The sequence below is a fragment of the Anaerovorax odorimutans genome, assembly GCF_024459955.1.
In the GTDB taxonomy this organism is placed as follows: domain Bacteria; phylum Bacillota; class Clostridia; order Peptostreptococcales; family Anaerovoracaceae; genus Hominibacterium; species Hominibacterium odorimutans_A.
Genome location: NZ_JANFXK010000002.1, coordinates 87,608 through 110,323 on the forward strand (window position 1 = coordinate 87,608; position 22,716 = coordinate 110,323).

Annotated in this window: 23 protein-coding genes and 1 riboswitch; of the genes, 6 read left to right on the forward strand and 17 right to left on the reverse strand. The window is 49.9% G+C overall.

Features of this window, described 5'->3' with window-relative positions:
- The first annotated feature begins 61 nt into the window (after nt 1-61).
- The 4 genes from NE619_RS02635 to cysK all read left to right on the forward strand — a co-directional run bounded on the left by NE619_RS02635 (nt 62) and on the right by cysK (nt 4,033).
- The gene (locus tag NE619_RS02635; protein ID WP_256130809.1) at nt 62-1,234 is read left to right on the forward strand and encodes a cation diffusion facilitator family transporter; all 1,173 of its coding nucleotides are present in this window, start codon (nt 62-64) and stop codon (nt 1,232-1,234) included.
- A 16-nt stretch (nt 1,235-1,250) separates the two neighbouring features.
- Nucleotides 1,251-1,688 carry an RrF2 family transcriptional regulator gene (locus NE619_RS02640; protein ID WP_256130810.1) on the forward strand — a complete coding sequence of 146 codons (438 nt, stop codon included), beginning with the start codon at nt 1,251-1,253 and terminating at the stop codon, nt 1,686-1,688.
- Nucleotides 1,689-1,814: 126 nt separating this feature from the next.
- A complete protein-coding gene (locus NE619_RS02645; RefSeq protein ID WP_256130811.1) occupies nt 1,815-3,110 on the forward strand; it encodes an O-acetylhomoserine aminocarboxypropyltransferase/cysteine synthase family protein in 1,296 nt (431 codons plus the stop codon).
- Nucleotides 3,107-4,033 carry a cysteine synthase A gene (gene cysK / locus NE619_RS02650; RefSeq protein WP_256130812.1) on the forward strand — a complete coding sequence of 309 codons (927 nt, stop codon included), beginning with the start codon at nt 3,107-3,109 and terminating at the stop codon, nt 4,031-4,033. Before NE619_RS02645 ends, cysK begins: the two co-directional genes overlap by 4 nt.
- An 18-nt stretch (nt 4,034-4,051) precedes the next feature.
- Here the strand turns inward: cysK and NE619_RS02655 are convergent, their stop codons facing one another.
- Genes NE619_RS02655 through NE619_RS02665 form a run of 3 tightly spaced genes read right to left on the reverse strand, consistent with a single transcriptional unit; the run spans nt 4,052 to nt 7,571 of the window.
- Complete coding sequence (locus NE619_RS02655) at nt 4,052-4,810, reverse strand: glycerophosphodiester phosphodiesterase (RefSeq protein ID WP_256130813.1); 759 nt, start codon at nt 4,808-4,810, stop codon at nt 4,052-4,054.
- 57 nt (nt 4,811-4,867) lie between these two features.
- A complete protein-coding gene (locus NE619_RS02660) occupies nt 4,868-6,694 on the reverse strand; it encodes an Ig-like domain-containing protein (protein WP_256130814.1) in 1,827 nt (608 codons plus the stop codon).
- A gap of 52 nt (nt 6,695-6,746) precedes the next feature.
- Nucleotides 6,747-7,571, reverse strand: coding sequence for a deoxyribonuclease IV (locus NE619_RS02665; RefSeq protein WP_256130815.1), 825 nt, complete (start codon nt 7,569-7,571; stop codon nt 6,747-6,749).
- Nucleotides 7,572-7,795: 224 nt separating this feature from the next.
- Here NE619_RS02665 and NE619_RS02670 point away from each other — a divergent pair, with 224 nt between their 5' ends.
- The gene (locus tag NE619_RS02670) at nt 7,796-8,827 is read left to right on the forward strand and encodes a DUF2804 domain-containing protein (RefSeq protein WP_256130816.1); all 1,032 of its coding nucleotides are present in this window, start codon (nt 7,796-7,798) and stop codon (nt 8,825-8,827) included.
- Nucleotides 8,828-8,829: 2 nt separating this feature from the next.
- On the opposite strand, the gene ribE is transcribed toward NE619_RS02670, so the two are convergent.
- The 9 genes from ribE to NE619_RS02715 form a co-directional block, all read right to left on the reverse strand.
- Nucleotides 8,830-9,291, reverse strand: coding sequence for a 6,7-dimethyl-8-ribityllumazine synthase (ribE, locus tag NE619_RS02675; RefSeq protein WP_256130817.1), 462 nt, complete (start codon nt 9,289-9,291; stop codon nt 8,830-8,832).
- A 12-nt stretch (nt 9,292-9,303) separates the two neighbouring features.
- Nucleotides 9,304-10,506, reverse strand: a complete 1,203-nt coding sequence (locus NE619_RS02680; protein ID WP_256130818.1) for a bifunctional 3,4-dihydroxy-2-butanone-4-phosphate synthase/GTP cyclohydrolase II — start codon at nt 10,504-10,506, stop codon at nt 9,304-9,306.
- A gap of 10 nt (nt 10,507-10,516) precedes the next feature.
- Nucleotides 10,517-11,152: a riboflavin synthase gene (locus NE619_RS02685; protein WP_256130819.1), complete on the reverse strand. Its 636-nt coding sequence runs from the start codon at nt 11,150-11,152 to the stop codon at nt 10,517-10,519.
- 6 nt (nt 11,153-11,158) lie between these two features.
- Nucleotides 11,159-12,244, reverse strand: a complete 1,086-nt coding sequence (ribD, locus tag NE619_RS02690) for a bifunctional diaminohydroxyphosphoribosylaminopyrimidine deaminase/5-amino-6-(5-phosphoribosylamino)uracil reductase RibD (protein WP_256130820.1) — start codon at nt 12,242-12,244, stop codon at nt 11,159-11,161.
- A gap of 131 nt (nt 12,245-12,375) precedes the next feature.
- A riboswitch (FMN riboswitch) is annotated at nt 12,376-12,492 on the reverse strand.
- A gap of 1,141 nt (nt 12,493-13,633) precedes the next feature.
- Nucleotides 13,634-14,287, reverse strand: coding sequence for a phosphate signaling complex protein PhoU (gene phoU, locus NE619_RS02695; RefSeq protein ID WP_256130821.1), 654 nt, complete (start codon nt 14,285-14,287; stop codon nt 13,634-13,636).
- Between the two features lie 11 nt (nt 14,288-14,298).
- Entirely contained in the window at nt 14,299-15,063 is a 765-nt protein-coding gene (pstB, locus tag NE619_RS02700; protein WP_256130822.1) for a phosphate ABC transporter ATP-binding protein PstB, read from the reverse strand.
- Nucleotides 15,064-15,066: 3 nt separating this feature from the next.
- The gene (gene pstA / locus NE619_RS02705) at nt 15,067-15,891 is read right to left on the reverse strand and encodes a phosphate ABC transporter permease PstA (RefSeq protein WP_256130823.1); all 825 of its coding nucleotides are present in this window, start codon (nt 15,889-15,891) and stop codon (nt 15,067-15,069) included.
- Nucleotides 15,888-16,778, reverse strand: a complete 891-nt coding sequence (pstC, locus tag NE619_RS02710; RefSeq protein ID WP_256130824.1) for a phosphate ABC transporter permease subunit PstC — start codon at nt 16,776-16,778, stop codon at nt 15,888-15,890. The genes pstA and pstC overlap by 4 nt, the downstream gene beginning before the upstream one ends.
- A 12-nt stretch (nt 16,779-16,790) precedes the next feature.
- Nucleotides 16,791-17,654, reverse strand: coding sequence for a phosphate ABC transporter substrate-binding protein (locus NE619_RS02715; protein WP_256130825.1), 864 nt, complete (start codon nt 17,652-17,654; stop codon nt 16,791-16,793).
- A 216-nt stretch (nt 17,655-17,870) separates the two neighbouring features.
- On the opposite strand from NE619_RS02715, the gene NE619_RS02720 reads away from it, so the two are divergent.
- Nucleotides 17,871-18,659, forward strand: coding sequence for a DUF6612 family protein (locus NE619_RS02720; protein ID WP_256130826.1), 789 nt, complete (start codon nt 17,871-17,873; stop codon nt 18,657-18,659).
- A gap of 55 nt (nt 18,660-18,714) precedes the next feature.
- On the opposite strand, the gene NE619_RS02725 is transcribed toward NE619_RS02720, so the two are convergent.
- Genes NE619_RS02725 through NE619_RS02745 form a run of 5 tightly spaced genes read right to left on the reverse strand, consistent with a single transcriptional unit; the run spans nt 18,715 to nt 22,607 of the window.
- Entirely contained in the window at nt 18,715-18,876 is a 162-nt protein-coding gene (locus NE619_RS02725; protein ID WP_256130827.1) for a hypothetical protein, read from the reverse strand.
- A gap of 32 nt (nt 18,877-18,908) precedes the next feature.
- A complete protein-coding gene (locus NE619_RS02730; RefSeq protein WP_256130828.1) occupies nt 18,909-20,219 on the reverse strand; it encodes a DUF1667 domain-containing protein in 1,311 nt (436 codons plus the stop codon).
- The gene (locus tag NE619_RS02735; RefSeq protein ID WP_256130829.1) at nt 20,219-21,655 is read right to left on the reverse strand and encodes an NAD(P)/FAD-dependent oxidoreductase; all 1,437 of its coding nucleotides are present in this window, start codon (nt 21,653-21,655) and stop codon (nt 20,219-20,221) included. The genes NE619_RS02730 and NE619_RS02735 overlap by 1 nt, the downstream gene beginning before the upstream one ends.
- Nucleotides 21,656-22,087, reverse strand: a complete 432-nt coding sequence (locus NE619_RS02740) for an MOSC domain-containing protein (RefSeq protein WP_256130830.1) — start codon at nt 22,085-22,087, stop codon at nt 21,656-21,658.
- Nucleotides 22,080-22,607, reverse strand: a complete 528-nt coding sequence (locus NE619_RS02745) for a MogA/MoaB family molybdenum cofactor biosynthesis protein (protein WP_256130831.1) — start codon at nt 22,605-22,607, stop codon at nt 22,080-22,082. Before NE619_RS02745 ends, NE619_RS02740 begins: the two co-directional genes overlap by 8 nt.
- Nucleotides 22,608-22,716 lie beyond the last annotated feature (109 nt).

The window sequence follows — 22,716 nt, forward strand, 5'->3', positions numbered from 1 at the left end:
ATACATAGTTGCGAAAAGATATGGTATAATAGGACATATTGCATTTTGAACGGAGTATCTTATGGGAAATTTTTTAGCAAAAATATTTGTAAAGGATTACAAAAACACCAGCGACCCCAAGGTGAGGGAGCGCTACGGAAAATTTGCGGGAATCGTGGGGATTATCTCCAACGCGATCCTCTGCACAATGAAGATTATTGTCGGTCTGATAGCGGGAAGTATCGCCATTGTGGCAGACGGAATCAACAACCTGGCCGATGCCTCTTCCTCGGTCATCACCCTCATTGGCTTCAAGCTGGCAGCAGCGCCGGAGGATAAAACCCACCCTTACGGCCATGCCCGCATCGAATATCTGACCGGCCTTTTCATATCTGTGCTGATTATCGTCCTGGGACTGCAGCTTCTCAATTCATCGTTCCGAAAAGTCCTCCATCCGGACCCGCTGTCTTTCAGCTATACGACAGTCATTATCCTGCTTGTGGCGATTGTCATAAAGATCTGGCAGGCTCTGTTCAATATGGGAATCGGGAAGAAAATCAATTCCGTAGCCCTGATGGCAACGGGAGCGGACAGCCGCAACGATGTAATATCCACTGCCGCCGTGCTGGTGAGCATTATTATCGGAAAAATTTTCAGCATCCAGCTGGACGGCTATATGGGCTGCCTGGTGGCCCTGTTTATCATCTGGTCGGGAATACAGCTGATCCGCGAAACATCCAGTCCGCTGCTCGGTGAAGCACCAGATGAAGATCTGGTGCGCGCCATCGAGGAAGGCGTTCTCTCCCATAAAGGAGTCATCGGTATTCACGATCTGGTTGTGCATAATTACGGGCCGGGGAAAATTTTTGCTTCGATTCACATTGAGGTGGATGCCAAGGGCGATATGCTGGAAAGCCACGACATGATCGATAATATCGAGCGGTATATCAAAGACTCGCTCCATATCGAATTCACTGCGCACATGGACCCGGTCGAGCTGGACAACCCTCTGATCAGCAGACTTTATAAGGAAATCATCCAAACCATCAAACCCCTTCCCGGCGTCCACAGCATCCATGATCTGCGGATCGTTCCCGGCAAGACCCATACGAATATCATCTTTGACGCGGTTTTGACTCCATCCTGTCAGATGTCCAAGGATGAAGTGACGGAGCTGATCAGCGCCAGGGTCAAGCAGATCGACCCCACTTATTTTACCGTAATCACCTTTGATAAGGCTTACACCGAGGTATAAGAGAAAGGAATCGCTCATGAAAATTTCCACCAAAGGCCGCTATGCGCTCCGCTTTATGCTGGATCTGGCTATTTACGGCGGCGATGAATACGTTTCACTGCGGGAAATCTCCGCCCGGCAGGATATTTCTCTGAAATATCTGGAGCAGATCGTTTCCCTGTTCAATAAAAACGGCTTTCTCAAAAGCGTCCGCGGCCCCCAGGGCGGTTACAGGCTGGCCAAAGTCCCCGAGGAATATACAGTGGGAGATATTCTGCGAACGACGGAAGGTCCTCTGGCCCCGGTGGCATGTCTTGAAACACCGGAAAATGACTGCCCCCGCAGCAGCAGCTGCGGAACGCTCCCCTTCTGGACCGGGCTCTACAATGCGATCAACGATTATGTGGACAGCGTAACCCTGGCTGACCTGTGCGAAAATCAGAGAGCCGCGGGCAACAACGATTTTTGTATCTAAGAATTTGAATAAAATAAGTTTGAAAATCTCTGTTGACAAAGCAGGGATTTTATATTATGATCATTTCATACTAAATCTATAGGAATTATATGAAATTAACATACCCAGTACCAGGAGGAAAAAAACATGGCAGAAACGAAATACAGATTTGAAACTTTACAGCTGCACGTAGGACAGGAGGAAGCGGATCCTGCTACCGACTCGCGGGCAGTTCCCATTTATCAGACAACATCCTATGTTTTCAAGGATTCGGCGCAGGCTGCTGCCAGATTCAGCCTTGCCGAAGGCGGAAATATTTACGGCCGTCTGACCAATTCAACGCAGGAGGTCTTTGAAAAGAGGATCGCAGCGCTCGAGGGCGGATCTGCTGCCCTGGCAGTAGCTTCCGGAGCCGCGGCCATTACCTATACGTTTCAGAATCTGGCCCACGCCGGCGATCATATCGTCGCTGCTAAGACGATTTACGGCGGCACCTACAATCTTCTGGAACACACCCTGCCGGAATTCGGCATTTCCACTACCTTTGTGGACCCTGACGACAGCGGGGCTTTTGAAAGGGCTCTGCAGGACAATACGAAAGCGATCTTCATTGAAACCATCGGAAACCCCAACGCAACCCTGATCGACATTGAGGCAGTCGCCCGGATTGCTCACAAATATCAGATTCCACTGGTTGTGGACAACACCTTCGCCACTCCATTTTTGCTCAGGCCCATCGAATTGGGAGCAGATATTGTAGTTCATTCCGCCACCAAATTCATCGGCGGCCACGGCACTGCACTGGGCGGCGTAATCGTGGACAGCGGCAGATTCGACTGGGAAGCCAGCGGTAAATTTCCGCAGCTTACCGAGCCTACGGCCTGCTATCACGGCGTCAGCTTTACCAAGGCAGCAGGAGCGGCAGCCTTTGTCACCCGCATCCGCGCCGTTCTCCTTCGGGATATGGGAGCTACATTGGCGCCTCTTCACGCGTTTCTGTTTCTCCAGGGACTGGAAACCCTGTCGCTGAGAGTTGAGCGCCATGTGGAAAATACGCTAAAAGTCGTGGAGTTTCTCAATAAACATCCTATGGTAGCATCTGTCAACCATCCGTCCCTTACGGATCACCCGCATCATGCGCTTTATGAGCGGTACTTTCCTAAGGGCGGTGCCTCCATCTTCACCTTTGATATCAAGGGCGGAGAAAAAGAAGCCCATGCTTTCATAGACAGCCTGAAAATCTTTTCGCTGCTGGCAAATGTGGCGGATGTCAAATCTCTGGTCATCCACCCTGCCAGCACGACCCACTCCCAGCTCAACGAGCAGGAAATGAAGGAACAGGGAATCAGCCCGGCAACGATCCGCTTATCCATTGGAACCGAACACATTGATGATATTATAGATGACCTCTCACAGGCATTGAAAGGAGCAGAAACACTATGAAAATATACAGAAAAATGACTGAGTTGATCGGCAATACGCCGCTTTTGGAAGTTTCCCGATTCAGTCGGGAGAACAATCTTGACACGCCGCTTTTGGCAAAGCTGGAATACTTCAATCCGGCCGGCAGCGTCAAGGACCGAATCGCCAAAAATATGATTGAAAAGGCGGAGGAGGACGGGCTGCTGAAAGATGGATCCGTAATCATCGAGCCCACCAGCGGCAATACCGGAATCGGTCTGGCCGCTGCCGCTGCCGCAAAGGGCTATGAGGTGATCCTCACCATGCCGGAAACGATGAGTGTGGAAAGACGCAAGCTTCTCACAGCCTATGGCGCCCAGCTGGTTCTGACCGATGGGGCAAAGGGAATGAAAGGCGCCATCGCAAAGGCGGAGGAGCTGGCTGCGCAGACGGAAAACAGCTTTGTTCCAAGCCAGTTTTCCAATCAGTACAACCCCTCGGCCCACGAGGCCACTACCGGGCCCGAAATCTGGCAGGACACCGATGGACAGGTGGATATCTTTGTCGCCGGAATTGGCACCGGCGGTACCATTACGGGAACCGGGCGCTATCTGAAAGCGCAGAACCCCAAGATCAAACTGGTTGCCGTTGAGCCTTCGGCCTCTCCGATCCTTTCCAAAGGAATCGCCGGCCCCCATAAGATCCAGGGAATCGGCGCCGGCTTCGTACCGGAGGTGCTGGATACGCAGATCTATGATGAAGTTCTCACGGTCAATAACGAGGATGCCTTCCAGGCAGCCAGAACGCTGGCAAAAACAGAAGGAGTTCTCGTAGGAATCTCTTCCGGTGCCGCTCTGTCCGCTGCGGTTCAACTGGGAAAACGGGAGGAAAATAAAGACAAGAACATTGTCGTTCTGCTGCCGGATACCGGAGAACGTTATCTCACTACAGAGCTCTTTAAATAGGAGAATGCCGCTCGTCTCCTATTCGTAGATCTTATTGGAGATCACATATTCCGCATGATCGGCAGATGCCAGCTTGCGGGCGAGGATACCGCTGTCAACGGTCCAGACGGCCAGCTTATGGCCGCATTTATGAATCCTTGCCATCAGCCCTGACGACAGAATCGTATATTTGGCAGAGATCCCTGTAATCCCTGCCTTTTTATATTGCAAAAGCTTTTCCGTCTTTAGCAGGCCCGGCTTTTTCACTAAATACAGAAGCTCCGTATTTTCCTTAATATGAGGCAGCAGCCGATACAGGGAATGAAGGTTAAAGCTTTGCAGAACCGCAGGCCGGTCCGGCAGCTTTTGGTAAAGGAGACGGGTCAAATGCTCTGCAGTTTCCTCGGGAATGGCGTTGTGCTCATCCTCCGGCTCTCTGCTTTTGACCTCAATGACCGGTATGGCCCCGCCCGTCTTGAGAACATCCAAGTACTCTTCAAAACAGGGAATGGGCACCGCGCCCCCGTACCGGGCAATATTTTTTCCCCGTGTAATGGGATACTCGGACAGCTCGCTTCTGGTCAGCTTGGTAATCCGCACGTTGAGTCCGCACATTCGGGACAGGTTTTCATCGTGCATGACCATCAATTCCGGCCCGCGTCCGTCCCTCTTCGCCTCCCAGACATCACATTCAACGGCCCCAAATCCCCGCTTCACCGCCGCTTCAAAGGCCGGTATGGAGTTCTCCGGTGCGGTGCTGCTGTAGCCCCTATGGGCCGCGTATATGGTTTTTGACATATTGATGTCCCTTTCCTTTGAAAAAAGCCTGCCCCATGGACTGAGGCAGACTCTCGTTTACTTAAATACTTTTTTATTGGAAATTACATAATCTACATGATCGATCGCTGCCAGCCGATATGCGAGAGTTGTGTCATCCACTGTCCACACACCCACTTTCAGACCATATGCCTTTGCATTGTCGATAACGGAAGGAGTGGCGATGGTGTATCGCATACAGACACCGGAAAGCCCCGCTTCTTTGTATTGTGCGAAGTCCGCGCTTTCCACCTCATCTTCCGAGCTTGTCAGATAGAGGAAGGTCAGATCCAAACCTAGATATTCCTCTTTTTCCGCCGCTTTCATTACCTTCAAAACAGAGGCCATGTTAAAGCTCTGGAATACTGCGTTTCTATTGAGCTCAGCTTCTTTCAGCTGCTTCAGCAACTCTTCCGCAGCTGGATCCGTAAGGGTCTTGCCTTTGATTTCAATGACCGGCGTAGCGCTGTTGCCCTTGAAGGTTTCCAGATATCGCTCATAGGACGGTATTTCCTGTGCGCCGTATTTGCCGATATTGTTCCCGTTTATGATTGGGTAGTGGCTCAGTTCTTCCGGGTTCAACCTGGTAATCAGCTTGTTGATACCGCACATTTTAGCAAGGTTCTCATCGTGCATAATCATAAGACCCGGGATTTCTTTGGGAAGCTCAGGCTCGGGATCGCCGCCTTCACCCTCACCTTCACCATCCTGCCCCTCGTTCAAAATCTCGGCAGTCCGGGAATTTTTCGGAGTTCTGTCTTCCACATATGGAATCGTGCTTTCCTCCGCCGGCGTGGTTCTGGCAATAGACGCCGCCTTCTTTTCAATAACAGGATTTTCGTTAGGATCAATACCTTCCGTTTCCCATACGTCGCATTCGATCCCGCCGAAACCATGGTTTACGGCCTCCCTAAAGGCAGCCAGCGTATTTTCCGGTGCGATGCTGCTGTAGCCCCTGTGACCTACAAAGGTTGCTGAACTTCGCGGCGGGAGTACAACGTTGACTTTAAAAGATCCCTTTTTTCCGGTGCCGTCCTTGGCCGTAGCAGTTATTGTCGCAGTTCCTTCCTTTACTCCGGTAATGGTTCCGGAGGAGGATACTTTGGCAACGGAAGACTTGCTGGATTTCCAGGTGACGGATTTATAGGATGCGGAGCTGGGTGAGACCTTCGCTGTCAGCTTTATCTTTGATCCGCCTTTTCCAATGTAGTCCTGGCCGGAAATGGAAACCTTGCTTACCTTCGTTCCTACAATTACTTTATACTTAGCGTATTTTCCCGATCCATCTCTGGCCTTTGCGGTGATGTAAGCCGTGCCCTTCTTCTTTGCCTTTACCGTGCCTTTCGATGATACGGATGCCACCGAAGACTTGCTGGAAGACCAGGAAATCCTCTTATTGCTGGCATTTGAAGGTTTTACGGACACCTTAAAGGTTTTTTTCGATCCCTTTTTCATGACATAGGTGCTGGTCACGTTTGTATATTTCACCGATGAAACCTTGGTTCCCACTGTGACTTTCACCCGGTCCTTTTTTCTCGATCCGTCTCTGGCCGTTACTGTAATATATGCGGTTCCCTTCTTCTTTGCCTTAAGGACGCCTTTTTTCGATACGGAAACCACCGACGGGCGGCTGGACTTGTATTTCACCTTTTTATTTTTCGCTTTTTTCGGCTTCACCGACACTTTCAGCGTCTTTTTCTCACCTTTCTTTAAAGTCAGATAAGTTCCCACATTGGTGAAGGACACGGATTTTACCTTTTTCTTTGACGCAGCGAAAGCCGCCTGCGGGACAGCCAGCTGCATAATTAAAACCAAAATGATAAATGCGATAAGCGCGCATCTTTTCTTTGCCGTTCTTTGGTGCATTTTTGAATACCTCGTATAAACTGCGTGTGAATTATAACCTACAGTTATTATATCACGCTCCCCGCAGCATAGCAATCTCCCTGGCGTATCCATCCAGCTCATTTGGCGTTTCCAGAATAAACGGCAGCTCCTTCAGTTTTGGGTGATTGACGATCTTAGCAATTGTCTCCACACCCAAATGGCCCTCTCCAATTTTAGCGTGACGGTCCTTATGGGCACCCAGCGGATTCTGGCTGTCGTTGATGTGCATGGCATGGAGCTTTTCCAGTCCTATAACACGGTCGAACTCGTCGAGCACCCCGTCCAGATCATGAATGATATCGTATCCGGCATCGCTGACGTGGCAGGAGTCCATGCATACACCAACCTTGTCTTTCAGCTCTACCCGCTCTATAATCTCGGCCAGCTCCTCGAAGCGGCTTCCCACCTCGCTGCCTTTGCCGGCCATTGTCTCCAGCAACACGATGGTACTCTGCTCCGGCTTCAGAATCTGATTGAGCAGCTCCGCAATCATACGAATACCTTCTTCCACACCCTGCCCTACGTGGCTGCCCGGGTGAAAATTATAATAATTTCCCGGCGTATATTCCATCCGCTCCATATCCTCACTCATCGCCATAAATGCGAAATTGCGCACCTTCGGATCCTTGGAACAGGGATTAAGCGTATACGGGGCATGGGCCACCAGCTTTCCAAAATCGTTCTCCTTCAAGATCGTCAGTAAACGATCCACGTCCGCCTGGTCGATGGCCTTCGCCTTTCCTCCACGGGGATTTCTCGTAAAAAAAGCAAAGGTATTGGCCCCGATCTTCAAAGCATCCTTACCCATATTCTCATAGCCTTTCGCAGCTGATAAATGACATCCTATCGTTAACATCTCATTTCTCCTTTTCATAAGTATACCCCTATAATACCACATTCCCAGAAAAACTAACGCCCACTTCCCAACCACCCAAAAATGTTCTATAATATACGAGCGGAGTCGAGTATATTTCAACGAACGCTTCCCTACGGCAACGCCGGTTCAAATCATAGCGTTCGTTATAATCTCGAGCAACGTCGAGTATACCAAAATGCAATCACAAAAAAGGGAGAAGGATTATGCAGCACGAAATAGCCAGAAAGCGCGATCTGCTCCGGCCCAACGGAACCCTGTCCGAAGCCGGCTACGCAACGAGTCTCATATTAGACTATGATCGTTCTGCCATTAAGGCCAACAAATTTCGTATAAAAGAATGGGATTATTACCTGGTTGCCAACCAGGATTTTGCTGTGGCCCTGACCATTGCCGACAATTCCTACATGGGCCTGGACAGCATTTCTTTCATTGATTTTCGCAAGCCGTACCAGCATACGAAAAACTCGATTCGTCTGTTTCCCATGGGCCGCACGAGGATGCCGGAAACATCGGAAATGGGCTATACGGAAAGCTTCTGCAAGAATCATTTTATCTCCTTTCGCAAGGAAAAGGACAGGCGTTTTCTGAAGTTTCATATGGACAATTTTTATGATCATAAAACTCTGGACGGAGAAATTTCCCTGGAGGACCACAAGGGAGATGCCATGGTCATCGCCACTCCTTTTGTCGAAGATCCCCTGGCGTTTTACTACAATCAAAAGATAAACTGCATGGCTGCGAAAGGCTATGTCAATCTGGGGGACAAGTCGCATATCTTCCATCCCGACGATTCTTTCGGCGTTCTTGATTGGGGAAGGGGCGTATGGACTTATAAAAACACTTGGTACTGGGGCAGCGCCTCCGGCCTGCTGGATGGCACGCCTTTTGGCTTTAACATCGGATGCGGGTTCGGCGACGATTCGGAAGCTACGGAAAACATGCTGTTCTACGGTCATAAGGCGCACAAGCTGTCCAGGGTGACCTTTAATATTCCCACGGTGAACGGTACGGACAACTACCTGGAGCCCTGGTTTTTTACCAGTGATGACGACCGTTTCAAAATGATCTTTCAGCCCATTATCGACCGGGCGGCCAAGACAAACCTGGGAATTTTGTGCAGCGATCAACACCAGGTATTCGGACGATACACCGGCCGGGTGGTTCTGGATGACGGAACCGTGCTCACAATAAAAGACCTCCTCGGTTTTGCCGAGAAAGTCTTTAATAAGTGGTAACATTAGATTTCTTTAATCAGATTGACCATTTCGATGGCAGTGGAGGCAGCTTCACTGCCTTTGTTTCCTGCTTTTGTTCCGGCTCTCTCAATTGCCTGTTCGATGGTATCCACGGTCAGCACACCGAAGACAACCGGAATTTCGCTTTCCAGGCCTACTGCGGCAATTCCTTTGGATACTTCTGCGCTGACATATTCGAAGTGAGCCGTAGCTCCGCGAATTACCGCTCCCAGACAGATCACGGCATCATACTTTCCGCTCCCGGCCATCTTTTTTGCGATAAGGGGGATCTCAAATGCTCCCGGCACCCAGGCCACACTGATATTATCTTCTTCCATCCCGTGACGCCGCAGCGTATCGATTGCCCCTGACAGCAGTTTGCTGCCGATAAACTCGTTGAACCTTCCCACAACAATTCCCACTTTCAGCCCCTGGGCAATTAAATTTCCTTCTAAAACTTTCATTCCTTTTCCTCCTTAGCAAGAATGGAGCACGTGGCCCATTTTTTCTTTCTTTGTCTGCATATAAAATTCGCTTTCCGGTTTGATATCGGTTTCAATAGGAACGCGTTCCGTTACATCGATGCCGTAGCTTTCAAGACCGTGGATCTTATCCGGATTATTGGTCATGACCCGCAGAGTAGTGGCACCCAGATCCTCCAGGATCTGTGCTCCCACCGTATAATCGCGAAGATCCGCATCAAAGCCCAAAGCGATGTTTGCTTCAACGGTATCCATTCCCTCATCCTGAAGAGCATAGGCCTTCAGTTTGTTAATGAGGCCGATTCCGCGGCCCTCCTGTCTCAGATAAACCATAATCCCGCGGCCTTCTCTGGCGATCATGCGCATGGCTGCGTCGTACTGGTCTCCGCAGTCGCATCTGGCGCTGCCTAAAGCATCTCCGGTCAGACATTCGGAATGAACCCGCACCAGCACCGGCTCGCCGTCGGACACGTCACCCATTACCATAGCCACATGGTGCTCCCCATTGAGTTTGTTAATATAGCCGTAGATTCGGAATTGCCCGTATTTTGTGGGGAAATCCGCTTCCACAACCCGCTCCATAATCTTATCGTGGCGCTTTCTGTAGGCGATCAGATCCTTGATGGTAATAAAGGTCATATTGTGTTCCTTTGCCAGTTCCATCAGTTCTGTTCTTCTCATCATGGTTCCGTCTTCCCGCATAATTTCGCAGCAAAGTCCGCACTCTTTCAGTCCCGCAAGACGCATCAGATCGACCGTTGCCTCCGTATGGCCCTCCCGCTCCAGGACGCCCTTTGCCTTGGCTTCCAGAGGAAACATGTGGCCCGGACGCCGAAAATCGCATGGCTGCGCATTATCATCGGCACATTTTACAGCTGTCACGGATCGTTCGTGGGCGGAAATACCGGTGGTGGTATCCACATGGTCGATGGAGACAGTAAAGGCCGTCGCATGATTGTCCGTGTTATTATCCACCATCTGGGCCAATCCCAGCTTCTGGGTCATCTGCGCGCTCATAGGCATACAGATCAGACCTTTTCCATAACAAGCCATGAAGTTTACGTTTTCCGGGGTAGCAAATTCGGCCGCACAGATAAAATCGCCCTCGTTTTCCCGGTCCGGATCATCTGTGCATACAATAATTTTGCCCTGTCGCAAATCCTCCAAAGCCTGTTCAATCGTTCCAAAGTTACTCATTTTCGTCCTCCTAAAATCCGTTTTTCTGTAGAAACTCCAAGTCAATGCCGCTCTTTTCCGGCGCCTCCCCGGCAGGCTGCATCAGCCGTTCCATGTATTTGGCTATGATATCGGTTTCCAAATTGACCGTATCGCCTGCTTTTTTCTCCAGCAGGGTAGTTTCCGCTCCCGTATGGGGAATGATGGAAACTTGAAAACCGCTGCTTGTAAGGGCTGCCACAGTTAAGCTGATGCCGTCAATGGCGATGGAACCTTTCTCTGCAATATACCTGCGCAGCCTGGCATCGCAGTCTATGGTTACCCACACAGCGTTTCCTTCTCGTTTGAGACTGGTGACATTCCCTGTATCGTCGATATGACCGCTGACAATATGGCCTCCAAAGCGGCCATCGGCAGCCATGGCCCGTTCCAGATTGACACGGCTCCCTTTTGCCAGTCCTGCCAGGCTGCTGCGCCTCAAAGTTTCGGCCATCACATCGACAGAAAAAGAGGATGCGTCAAACTGTGTTACTGTCAGGCAAACGCCATTGACCGCAATGCTGTCACCCAGATGAACATCTTCCAGAATTCTTTTTGCCTGAATTCTCATGCTTCCGCGTCCGTGCTCCAGCAGATGCCCAACCTCTTCTATGATTCCTGTGAACATATTTCGTTATTTCCTTTCCGGCACTGCCTGGATCATCAGGTCATCGCCGATTTTCTGTATTTCTAAATCCTTCAGGCTGATAGCCTGGGACATTTTTTCAAATCCTTCTCCTTCTACCGGGGTCTTTGCCTTCCGCCCTCCGATAATTTTGGGAGCGATAAAGGAAACGACCCGGTCTACAATCCCCGCTTTCAGTGCCGCTTCATTGAGGGTGCCCCCGCCTTCCAGCAGAATACTGTCAATTCCCCTGTCTCCCAGATGTGTCATCAGATCTTCCAAATCTACTTGACCATTCTTGCTTTTGACAATCAAGACCCTTTCTCCCAACCGTTTCCTTTTTTCAGAATCGCAGTCTGCTGTCGCTGCGATGATATAGTTTTCATCCTTCAAGACTTTGGCAGTAAGCGGAATCCGCAAATGGCTGTCCACAATGATCCGCAGCGGATCCCGTCCGCCTTCCAGCCGGCAGGTCAGCTCAGGATCATCGGCGAGCACTGTGCCGATTCCCACCATGATTCCGGTCAAGCTGTTCCGCATCTCCTGTACGATTCTGCGGGCCTCATCTCCGCTGACCCACTTGGAGTCACCCGTGTGGGAGGCAATCTTTCCGTCCAGCGTCATGGCCGTTTTCATGACTACGAAAGGTTTCCCGGCGGTTATGTATTTCAGAAAGATTTCATTGATGCTCCGGCATTCCTCTTCCAGAATGCCCATCTCCACTTCAATCCCGGCTTTTTCCATCATCTGAAGTCCCTGGCCCGCTACCAGCGGGTTGGGATCGGCCGTTCCCACATAAACCTTTTTAATGCCCTTTTCAATAATTGTTTTGGCACATGGCGGTGTCTTTCCGTAATGGGAGCACGGTTCCAAAGTCACGTACATTTCCGCGCCCCGGACATCATGACCTTCGCGGGCCGCATCTTCAAACGCATTGATTTCCGCATGGTTTTCCCCGCACTTCTTGTGCCAGCCTTCACCGATGATGCGGCCGCCTTTCACAATCACCGCACCCACCAGCGGATTGGGAGAAGTTCTTCCCCGCCCCTGCTGCGCCAATTCCAGTGCATAACGCATATATTCCTCTTTCGTCATATTCTCACCTCCTCAAAAAGAAAAACTCCGACATCAAATTCGGAGTTCTGTTATCTTAATCAAACCAGCCTGTGATAATTAAAAACCCTGAGAAAAAAATTCTCAGGGTAAATTTGCATATCAAAAAGCCGTTTCATCTTCTCTCATCCAGACTTTACTGTCGGCACCGGAATCTCACCAGTTCATGCGCAAACGCGCTCGCGGGCTGTACCGCCGGTATGGAATTTCACCAAACCCCGAAGACCTGTTATTAAATTTGTATTTAATTATAGACCTTTCCTGCGAATTGTCAAGAAAAATTTTGATTGACTCCGCACAGCCGGACACTTTCGTGCCGGCCGCACATCGTCTTAAACACAATACACACACCTTATGTAATTTATGCTGCGTGAAGCACCTTTCAGGGAACAAACAGTTCCGGTAACGAATCCTCATTTTTTTGAAGAGTTACGCACTTTCCAGTATTCCCGCGGCCTCCCAAGCAGCTGGCAGCACAAGTTTTCATTTAAATGGGCTATTCTTATTTGACCTGCGACCAGGATGCTTCTTTGGGGCCAATGGTCGCGAGATTTGCCGGCAAAATTAAAAGTTGGTCGCAAGCTCAAAACCATTCTCTGCGCTCTGTTGTATCCCGGCTCCTGGATGAATTCTGGTAATTCGGCCAATTCTTTCAGGAAGGAATGTCTGTCTAGTTTCATACGATAACGTACGAAAGCATTTCCGGAGCTTTCATCAAAGAAAAGAAGTCAAAGCGGATCTTTTTTCAACGTTTCTTGCCCTCGCTGGTCAAGCTTAAGTGGAAATCCCCAAAAAATAAATCCGTAAAGCCTGCAAACCCACAAGTTTCGTCCGCTCCAGTCCAATTTTAAGGCAAAAAGCGCCGGGCAGTTTTCCCGCGGGACAATTTGTAAGTTATGCCCTTTCTTCCGATTGGAGGCGGCTTCGCCGTAAGGTGCAATATGTGGAAAGATGCTCAACGCAGCTCGCATTTATGCGATATTGCCCCTATTGAAACGGCTTCGCCGCAAAGTACAATATACGCGAAAGATGCTCGACGCTGCTCGCATCTTATAGCCCTTTGGGCGGATTGATACGGCTTCGCCGTGAGGTACAAAACGCTGAAAGATGCTCGACGTAGCTCGCATCTTATAAAATAGTATACCCCCCCCCCGACCATATTTTGTCAATGTTTTTTTGAGAGGGGGGATTCAACTTTCGGAAGACTTTGTGCTGGCCTGATTGCACACAAAAGCAAGCTGTCCGCAATGGGTGTGGCTGCAGCTTGCTTTTGTTCTGAATGTTTTCTGTCTTCTTTTGTCTCGAAAAGCCTATGGCGTTAAACTCCACCACAAAGCGGGGACCCAGGACCAGCCCGCAAAGCAGTTTTTTCTATTCCATGGAATATGCGCCTTCCAGCGAGAACACGGTTTCCTCGCAGATGTTTGTGGCATAGTCGGCGATCCGCTCCAGGTGGGCGGCTACAAATGCGAACATAATGGACAGACGTGCATTTTTCGCATCGCTGGCAGCGACTCCGATCTGTTCTTCGTAAATATCACGGAACAATTCGTCCACATCTTCATCGGCCCGCCATACTTTGCGGGCCAGCTTGAGATCCCGGTCCAGAAAAGCGCGGATTGCATTCTTGACCATGCTGGCCGCCAGATCTGCCATTCTGGGCAGGTCAATTAATTCTTTATAATATTCCTCGCGCTCCATACGAACAGCGTACTTAGCCAGATCTTCGCAGTGGTCCCCGATCCGTTCCAAATCCGTAACCATTTTCATGATGGAGATACAGTAGCGCAGATCACTGGCCAGAGGCTGCTGGGTGGCGAGAAACATATAACACATCTCATTGATCTCATCGTCCATATCGTCAATGATCTCGTCATTGTCAATGATGGCCCTTGCCAAATCCATATCTTTTTCTTTTATCGCTTTAATGGAATCGACGATGGCTTTTTCCACTTCCTCGGTCATCTTTGTAACTTTATCATTAATTGCGACCAGTTCCTGGTCCATTTTCGGTCTTGGCGTCATAGTTTCCTCCTTTAGCCGAATCTTCCGGTTATATATTCTTCCGTCTTAGGGTTGGACGGATTGGTAAAGATTTTTTCCGTATCATCAATTTCCAGGATCTCGCCGTTGAGGAAAAAGGCGGTCCGATTAGATATTCTCGCGGCCTGCTGCATATTATGGGTGACAATGATGATCGAGTATTTACCGACCAGTTCTTGGATCAGGGCCTCGATCTTAGTGGTCGCCACCGGGTCCAGGGCGGAAGTCGGCTCATCCATGAGAATGACTTCCGGCTCCACTGACAGACATCTGGCGATACAGAGTCTCTGCTGCTGGCCTCCGGAAAGTCCAATTGCCGATTTATTGAGTCGATCTTTTACTTCTTCCCACAGCCCCACTTCCCGCAGGGTTTTCTCTACAATTTTATCCAGCTTGTCTTTGTTCTTTTCCCCGTGGATCTTCGGCCCATAAGTGATATTTTCATAGATGGTCTTGGGAAAAGGGTTCGGCTTTTGGAAAACCATACCCGCCCGTTTGCGCAGATCGATAAGATCATAATCCTTGCCGTAGATATCCTCGCCATCAAAGAGGATGCTCCCTTCAATTCTGCATCCTTCCACCAAATCATTCATTCGGTTCAGGGTCCGCAGAAAAGTCGATTTACCGCAGCCGGAAGGCCCGATCAGGGCTGTAATATCCTTTTCGTAGATATCAATATCTATTTTTTTCAGGGCCTGGAAGGTTCCGTAATAGAGATCCAGATCCCGGATTTCAAACTTTTTTTCTTTTTCCGCCATTTGTTACTCCTTCGCTAACTTACCGCTGATGTAATTGGCAAGCGTGTTGATAATCAGTACGATAATGATAAGCAGTGCCGCGGTGGCATAGGTCTTTTCATCCGAAAGTCCCTCGGAAGCCAGCGTATACAAGTGTACTGCCATGGTTCTCGTCGAATCGAAAACCGATACCGGAAGTTTCAGCGATCCGCCTACGGTAAGCATGACGGCGGCTGTTTCTCCGATGGCCCTTCCGATTCCCAGAATCAGCCCGGTCAAAACCCCGGATTTACAGCAGGGCAGCACTACCTTTTTTACGGTTTCCCATTTGGTAGCGCCCAGCGCCAGACTGCCTTCCCGGTAAGAAACCGGAACTGTTTTCAGCGATTCTTCTGTGGAACGGATCAGCGTTGGCAGAATCATCATGGATAGGGTCAGCCCGCCGGAAATGACCGACCAGCCCATACCTAAAAATACAACGAAGAAGGCAAAGCCGAAGAGACCGAAGATGACTGACGGTATTCCAGCCAGGACCTCTGTAAAGAATCTAATTATGTTTATTAGCTTCCCCTTCTTCGCGTATTCCGAAAAATAGATCGCTGCCGCCACTCCGATGGGCGTAGCGATAATGATGGATACCAGGGTCACATACAGCGTACCTATGATGACGGGAAAAATCCCGCCTTCTTTACCCATCATTCTGGGAGAATCCGTAAGAAACTCCAGCGATATATTGGGAATTCCTCTGACGAGGATGAATCCTATGATAAGAATCAATACCCCCAGGGTTATGGCAGCTACCAGGCCGATCAGCCCGAAATAGCCTTTGCTTTTTACATTCTTGTTCATGCTGTCATACCCCCGAATTTCCTCATGATTGCCTGCGCAATGGAGTTGAGTATCACAATAATTACAAAGAGAATAATGCCGATAGCAAACAGCGCGCTTTGGTGCTCCGGTGTGGCATAGGACATTTCCATAGCAATGGTTCCCGTCAGCGTAGCCGCTGAATCCAACGGACTGCCCGGTATCTGAGCCATGTTTCCCGTAATCAGTAGCACCGCCATAGTTTCTCCAATAGCCCTGCCCATCGCCAAAATGATCGAGGAAAAAATGCCCGATTTGGCAGCCGGAAGGATTACTTTTGTAATGGTCTCCCTCTTATCCGCCCCCAGGGCCAGAGAAGCTTCCCGGAATTCTCTGGGCACTGCGGATATGGAGTTTTCCGAAATGCTCACAATGGTTGGAAGAATCATGATCGCAAGTATGATCGCCCCCGCCAGCACACTGAATCCGCTGCTGGAAGCATCCGGATTTATCTTCTGCACCAGAGGCAGGATATACTCTCTGATAACCGGAACGATGACCGCCAAGCCGAAGAACCCATATACCACAGAGGGAATCCCCGCCAGCAGTTCAATGGCTGCTTTGAAAAGCCTTGCCGACCGCTTTTTCAACATTTCCGCAAGGAATACGGCGCAGCCCAGTCCGGTGGGAATACCGATAATCAATGCTCCCAGCGTCACACCCAGGGTACCTGCGATCAGCGGCAGAATCCCATATTGGCCGCCGGTCGGCCTCCAGTTTTCCCCGAAGATGAAGTTAAATACGCCGTAGCTTTTCAAAACCGGAAAGCCGGAACTGAATATGAATATCGTAATAAGCGCAACGGCCAGAGTGGAGACCGCCGCACATATCAGAATTATTTTTTCAATCGCTTTTTCTCTCGTCTTCATGGTTATGCCCTTTTAGTTTACAGGGATAAAGCCGTTTTCCTCTACGATTTTCTGGCCTTCCGCCCCTGTGGCATACTCGATAAATGCTTTTGCCGTATCGCTCATTTCACTGTTGACAACATAGACGAACGGTCTCTGAATCTTGTAGTCGCCGGACAGTACGTTGTCTACCGTAGCCTCTATTCCCTCAACCTTTACTGTTTTTACGCTGTCATCCAGTGCTCCCAGAGATACGTAGCCGATGGAATCAGGAGTGCTGCCGACGGTTTTCTTTACAGCTCCTGTGGACGGCTGAACCAGCGCGTCTTTGGTGGTTTTATCCGTTTCCTTTCCTGCGTCATCCTTTTCCAGTACGCCGGTAATCTCTGTGAAAGCGCCTCTTGTTCCTGAGCCTTCTTCTCTGGATACAACTGTAATTGGCTTGTCATCTCCGCCTACTTCTTTCCAGTTTGCGATTTTTCCTGTGTATATATCCTTGATCTGCTCCAGTGTCAGGTCATTTACTTTTACGTCCTTGTTGACTACCACTGCCACGCCGTCCTTGGCTACGACATATTCGTCCGCCACGGAAGCTTTTTCTTCATCCTTCACTTCCCTTGAAAGCGCACCAATATCGGCAATTTTTTCTTCTATGGATTTGATGCCTTGGCCGGAACCTCCACCCTGAACCTCAACGGTTACATCCGGATTGCTGTCCATATATGCCTCGGCTACTGCCTCTGAAAGGGGCTGAACAGATGTGGAGCCCGCGATTACGACACTTCCTTTATCCGCCGCTGCGTCTTTGCTGTCCCCGCCGCTTCCGCATCCTGCCATTCCCAGCGATGTTACCAAAACTGCCGCAGCAAGCAAACCGGTTAATAGTTTCTTTTTCATGTTCTTGATCCTTCTTTCTTTTTTATTTTTATCATCCTTTTCGTTTTTACAAGTTTAGTTTAACCGGCTTTTGTTAAACCTATTTTAAGAAAAGCGTTAGATTTGGGTTAATTATGTTAAATGGATGTAAAATGCGCGGTTCATTTTAGGGATTCTGTTAAGACTGTGATTATGGTATAATCAATAAACGTTATGATGCGCAGAAAGGAGCTTATTATGAATATGAAAAAGAAATGGCTATGCCTGTTGTCAGCCCTTTTGATTGTCTTTTCTCTGGCGGCCTGCGGCAGCGATTCTTCTGAGACTTCCGACAAGGGAAAGAGCGATTTTGAATCTTTTATGGCCGTGCAGAAAAACATGGAAAACATCAAGGATATGGAATTCAAAATGAGTATGGATGCCGAGGTGCCTTCGGATCAGGGCGATTATAATATGAAAATGAGCGGCACCGGAAAAGAGATTAAGAAATCCAATACCGATATTCAGATGGAAATGGACTATAAAATGAACGCGGCCGGTACGGATATGAGCGGGACTATGTACATGAAGGATCAGGCGCTTTACATGGAGTTCATGGGACAGAAGGTAAAGATGGATACTTCCAATGAGATGAATTCTCTGATGAATGTGGATACGGAAGATATATTTGCCATCACAAAGGATATGGTTTCGGATCTGAAGGTCAGTGAGGACGGCGGCGACACAGTCTACAAGTTTACCTTGGATCCCAGCAAAGCTCTGGACTATGTTTCCAAGAACGTAGCCGGCGCCAAAGGCATTTCGGAAGCACAGAAAAATACCACATTTGACAAAATGAATGTGACGGTTCTCGCAGACAAAAACAATATGGCCAAAAAGGTGGATATGGATTTTTCCATGACAACAAAAGCAAATGATGAGACGATTACTATGAATTATAAGATGACGATGGAATATCTAAGCATCAATACCGATCTTAAGATCGACTTCCCGGATTTCAAGGATTATCAGGAGATGACGGTTTAGCTGTTATGGGAGTTGAAGGAGCCGCGGGCTGCGGCTCCTTTTTGATTGTGGCTTTTCAATTGGTAGAGGGTGAAAATATTTTTTTATCCAGATTTGGTAAAAAAGCTGCCTTTATGGATAAAAGTTGTGGGCTGGAGGGGTCTGTTTTGAGGTTTTTTCCTTCAAGCAGGCCGATTTTCGAAAAATCAGCGGTGGAAACCGTTGCAAAAGTATCCATTTTTCGCTATTTTCTGTGTAATATGGGTACAGTCAATTCTTTGTCCCTTTACATTCCCAAGTAGCGACCAGATTAGCCCCTGTGTCAGCGATATTTTCCGCAACCAGCTGCCCTACTGAAACGGGCGCCGCGACCTTCACTTTTTTTACGGCCTTCATTACCTTGAATATATCCCCTTTATCCACGGGCCGATCGGTTTTCACCGATATGACGGGCTGGCTCCCGCCTTCCAGCTTCACGACTGTGGTCACGATTCTTTGGGGATTTTCAATTTCCTTCCGGGCAAAATCCGCGCCCTTTTCACACTGGTTTCCCGACACTGAAAAGGGTTCCGTATCCACCTGCATGATACAGCCCTTTGGACAGATCGTGCAGATCATATTCCCCCTTGCGCCGGTCAGCTCTCTTTCTTCGGCAGGCGGGAAGCATGCCGGGCATCTGCCCGTTCCCAGGTACGCCGCCGCCCGCTTTCCCGTTTCCATGGCCTCATTGGTGACATGATCCACCAGATCGTGAACCAAGTGGGCATTGCCGCAGATAAAGAGTCCGTCTTCCGGTTCAAGCCTTGCGCACACCTCCAGCTCCGGTATCAGGCCTGCGGCCACCAGCAGAGTGTCGCAGGGGATGTATTCCTTTCTCGTCAGATCCGGTTTTCCATCCCTGCCGAAGGGCGCTATGGAAACGCCTTTCAGCCTTTCATAACCGTGTGTGGAAACCGCCGTCCAGCCGTAGCGCATTGGAATATTATAGTCTTTTACGCACTGTACGATGTTTCTCGCCAGACCGGTGGCCTCCTGTCCCAGAATCATTTTCACCCGGATTCCTTCCAGCGTCATGCGTCTTGCCATAATCAGGCCGATATCGCCGGAACCCAGGATGACAGCACTCTTTCCGGGCAGATAGTTTTTCATGTTCATCATCAGCTGCGCCGAGCCTGCCGTAAAAATTCCCGCAGGACGGCTTCCCGGTATCAGCATCTGCGGCAGAGTTCTCTCCCTGCACCCGGTCGCGATGATTACCGCATCCGCTTTTAAAACCTCCGCTCCGGAATCAGCGCTGACGCAATTGACCTTCCATCCTTTTTCAACGGAAAGCACCGTAGTATCTGTGCGGACATCGATCCCTGCGGCTTTTACTTTTTCAGCCCACAGGCACGCGTATTCGCCGCCGGTATAGTCCGTCTGATAAATCTGGGTGCCGAATCCATTATGGATGCACTGGGGCAGCACCCCGCCCAGGTAGGGATGGCGCTCCAAAAGCAGGACTTCTGGTATTCCCTGCTCTTTAGCGGAAACAGCCGCTGCCATTCCTGCGGGACCGCCTCCGATTACAACAATTCTCATTACCTCAGCCTCCCTTTTACAACCGAACTTTTGGGCCCGTTTTTGCAAACTTTCTCAGGAGGAACGTTCCACTGCCGGCAGAGAATATCAATAATCTGGGGCGTGCAGAAACCGCCCTGACACCTGCCCATGCCCGTCCGCAGCCGCTTTTTCAGACCGTTGAGATTATGTGGCGGCAATGGAGAATTCAGAACCGATCGAATATCGCCTTCGGTAATGCCTTCGCAGCGACAGACAGCATTTCCATAAGCGGGGTCCTCCGCCAGCAGCCGTTTCTGCGTTTCCCTGTCTGCTTTGAGGAAAAGGGGCTTGGCTCGGTAGATAGGATTAAAGTCCCGATTCTCTTCCTGCCTGAGTCCGCTATCGAAAAGAAGTCCGGTAATTTTATCCGCCAGGTAGGGGGAAGCGGTCATGCCCGGATTTTTAATTCCCAATGCGCTGACAAAATTGCGCCCGCTGGTGCGCACGACGAAATCCTTTTCTTCCTTGGGTACATTTTCAATATTGGCACGTACTCCGGCAAAGGAAGCAATCACATTACCCAGATCCAGGCCGGGCAGGATCTTCTTCGCCACATGGGTGATATGGTCGTGCCCTTTTTGAGAAGTTTCCGTGCATTGGTAGCTTCTGACCTTATAGGAGGTCGGTCCGGCCAGCATATTGCCGTCCGTTGTCGGCGCCAGCAGCGTGCCCTTTTCGTCATGCTCCTGCGCCTGATAGATCACATGTTTTATGGGAGATGGGGTGTCGAAGACCAGATATTCCCCGCGTTTGGGCTTTATAATCAGATCCCGCGGGCGCACAAAGCGCTCCAGGTCAGCTGCCCCTTCTCCCGACGTATTGACAATATAGTCCGCCGTAATCGTGCCTCGATTGGTATGTATCCGGTAGAAATCTCCGCAGTCCTCGATGTTTTCCGCCGCAGTGTCAAACTGGAAAGCCACACCGTTTTCCACTGCGTTGAGGGCCGTATGCAGAACCAATTTGAAAGGTGATATGATCCCGGTAGTGGGAGCATACATGGCTGCGATGACTTTCTCCGAGAGGGCCGGTTCCAGCCTCCTGGCTTCATCCCCGCTGATCATCTCCATGCCCTCCACGCCATTTTTGCGGCCCTTCTTCATCTTTTCTTCGATCTGCTCGATTCCTTCTTCGTGAAAAGCCACAAAAAGTGAGCCCACGTATTCCATGGGCACGTCCAGATCCCTGCACAGGGCCTGATGCATACGGTTTCCCCTGGCGCAGGAAATTCCCTTGAGACTGCCGCCCCGCGGATGAAATCCTGCGTACAGTACGCCCGAATTGGCTTTCGTAGCCCCTTCCCCGATGTCCGGCTCCTTGTCTATGACCAGCACCGAAAGCCGGTATCTGGAAAGCTGCCTTGCTGTCAGGCAGCCCAGAATACCGGCTCCGATAATTACCACATCGTATTTCATTTAGATTACCTCGATTTCATCTCCCGCTTTTACAGTTCCCTCCTGTAAAACTTTGATGAAAATGCCTTCCCGCGGCATAACGCAGTCGCCGGCCAATTCCCGGATCGCGCAGCCCTGGTGGCACTCTTTTCCGATCTGGGTTACTTCGCCGACCGCCTCGCCGATTTTCAGCTTGGTACCTATCGGCAGGGTGAACAGCTCGATTCCCTCGGTCAAAATATTTTCTGCAAAATCACCGCTTTTAAGTTCAAAGTTCAGCGCTTTCTGGACTTTGGCAACACTTTCGGCAGCCAGCAGGCTGACCTGTCTGTGCCAATTTCCCGCATGGGCGTCGCCCACGATCCCGTGATCGATCTTTAATTCCGCGCTTTCTACCGGATGTTTTTGCTCTCCCTTTTTTTCGCTGATACAAACAGCTTTTACTTTAGCCATGATGATGACCCTCCTTACTATGTTTGTGCATCTCCGCGCAGTCGTGGGACCGGCCCCTCAGCACATCGATTCCGTGTTTAATTGGTTTAATGACTGCGGCCAGACATTCTTTTGCCGCCTTTTCGCTTCCCGGTAGGTTGACGATCAGCGTACCGCTCCGCAGTCCCGCCTCGGCTCTGGAAAGCATGCCCATGGGCGTGATCTTCATGCTTTCGGCCCGCATGGCTTCGGGGATTCCCCTCACTTCGCGGTCCGCCACCGCATGGGTCGCCTCCGGGGTCACGTCCCGCTTGGAAAACCCGGTGCCGCCGGTTGTCATGACCAGACACACGTCCAGTTCGTCGGCGCATTTCATCAATTCCCTCTTTATGGTTTCAAAATCGTCGGGAATGATGTTGGTGTAAACCACGTCCCAGCCATTTTCCTTCAGCATTTCGCAGACCGCCGGTCCGCTGGTGTCCTTTCGCAGTCCCTGTGAGCCCTTATCACTCATGGTGATGACTGCTGCTGTATAGCTCATGTTACTCCTCCTTTAAAACTCTCTGCCGGTCAGAAATTTTCGGATATTTCTGTGCAGAATTTTATCGATCGTATTTGATACAAACCCTTTTTTGCCATTTTATGTTCCA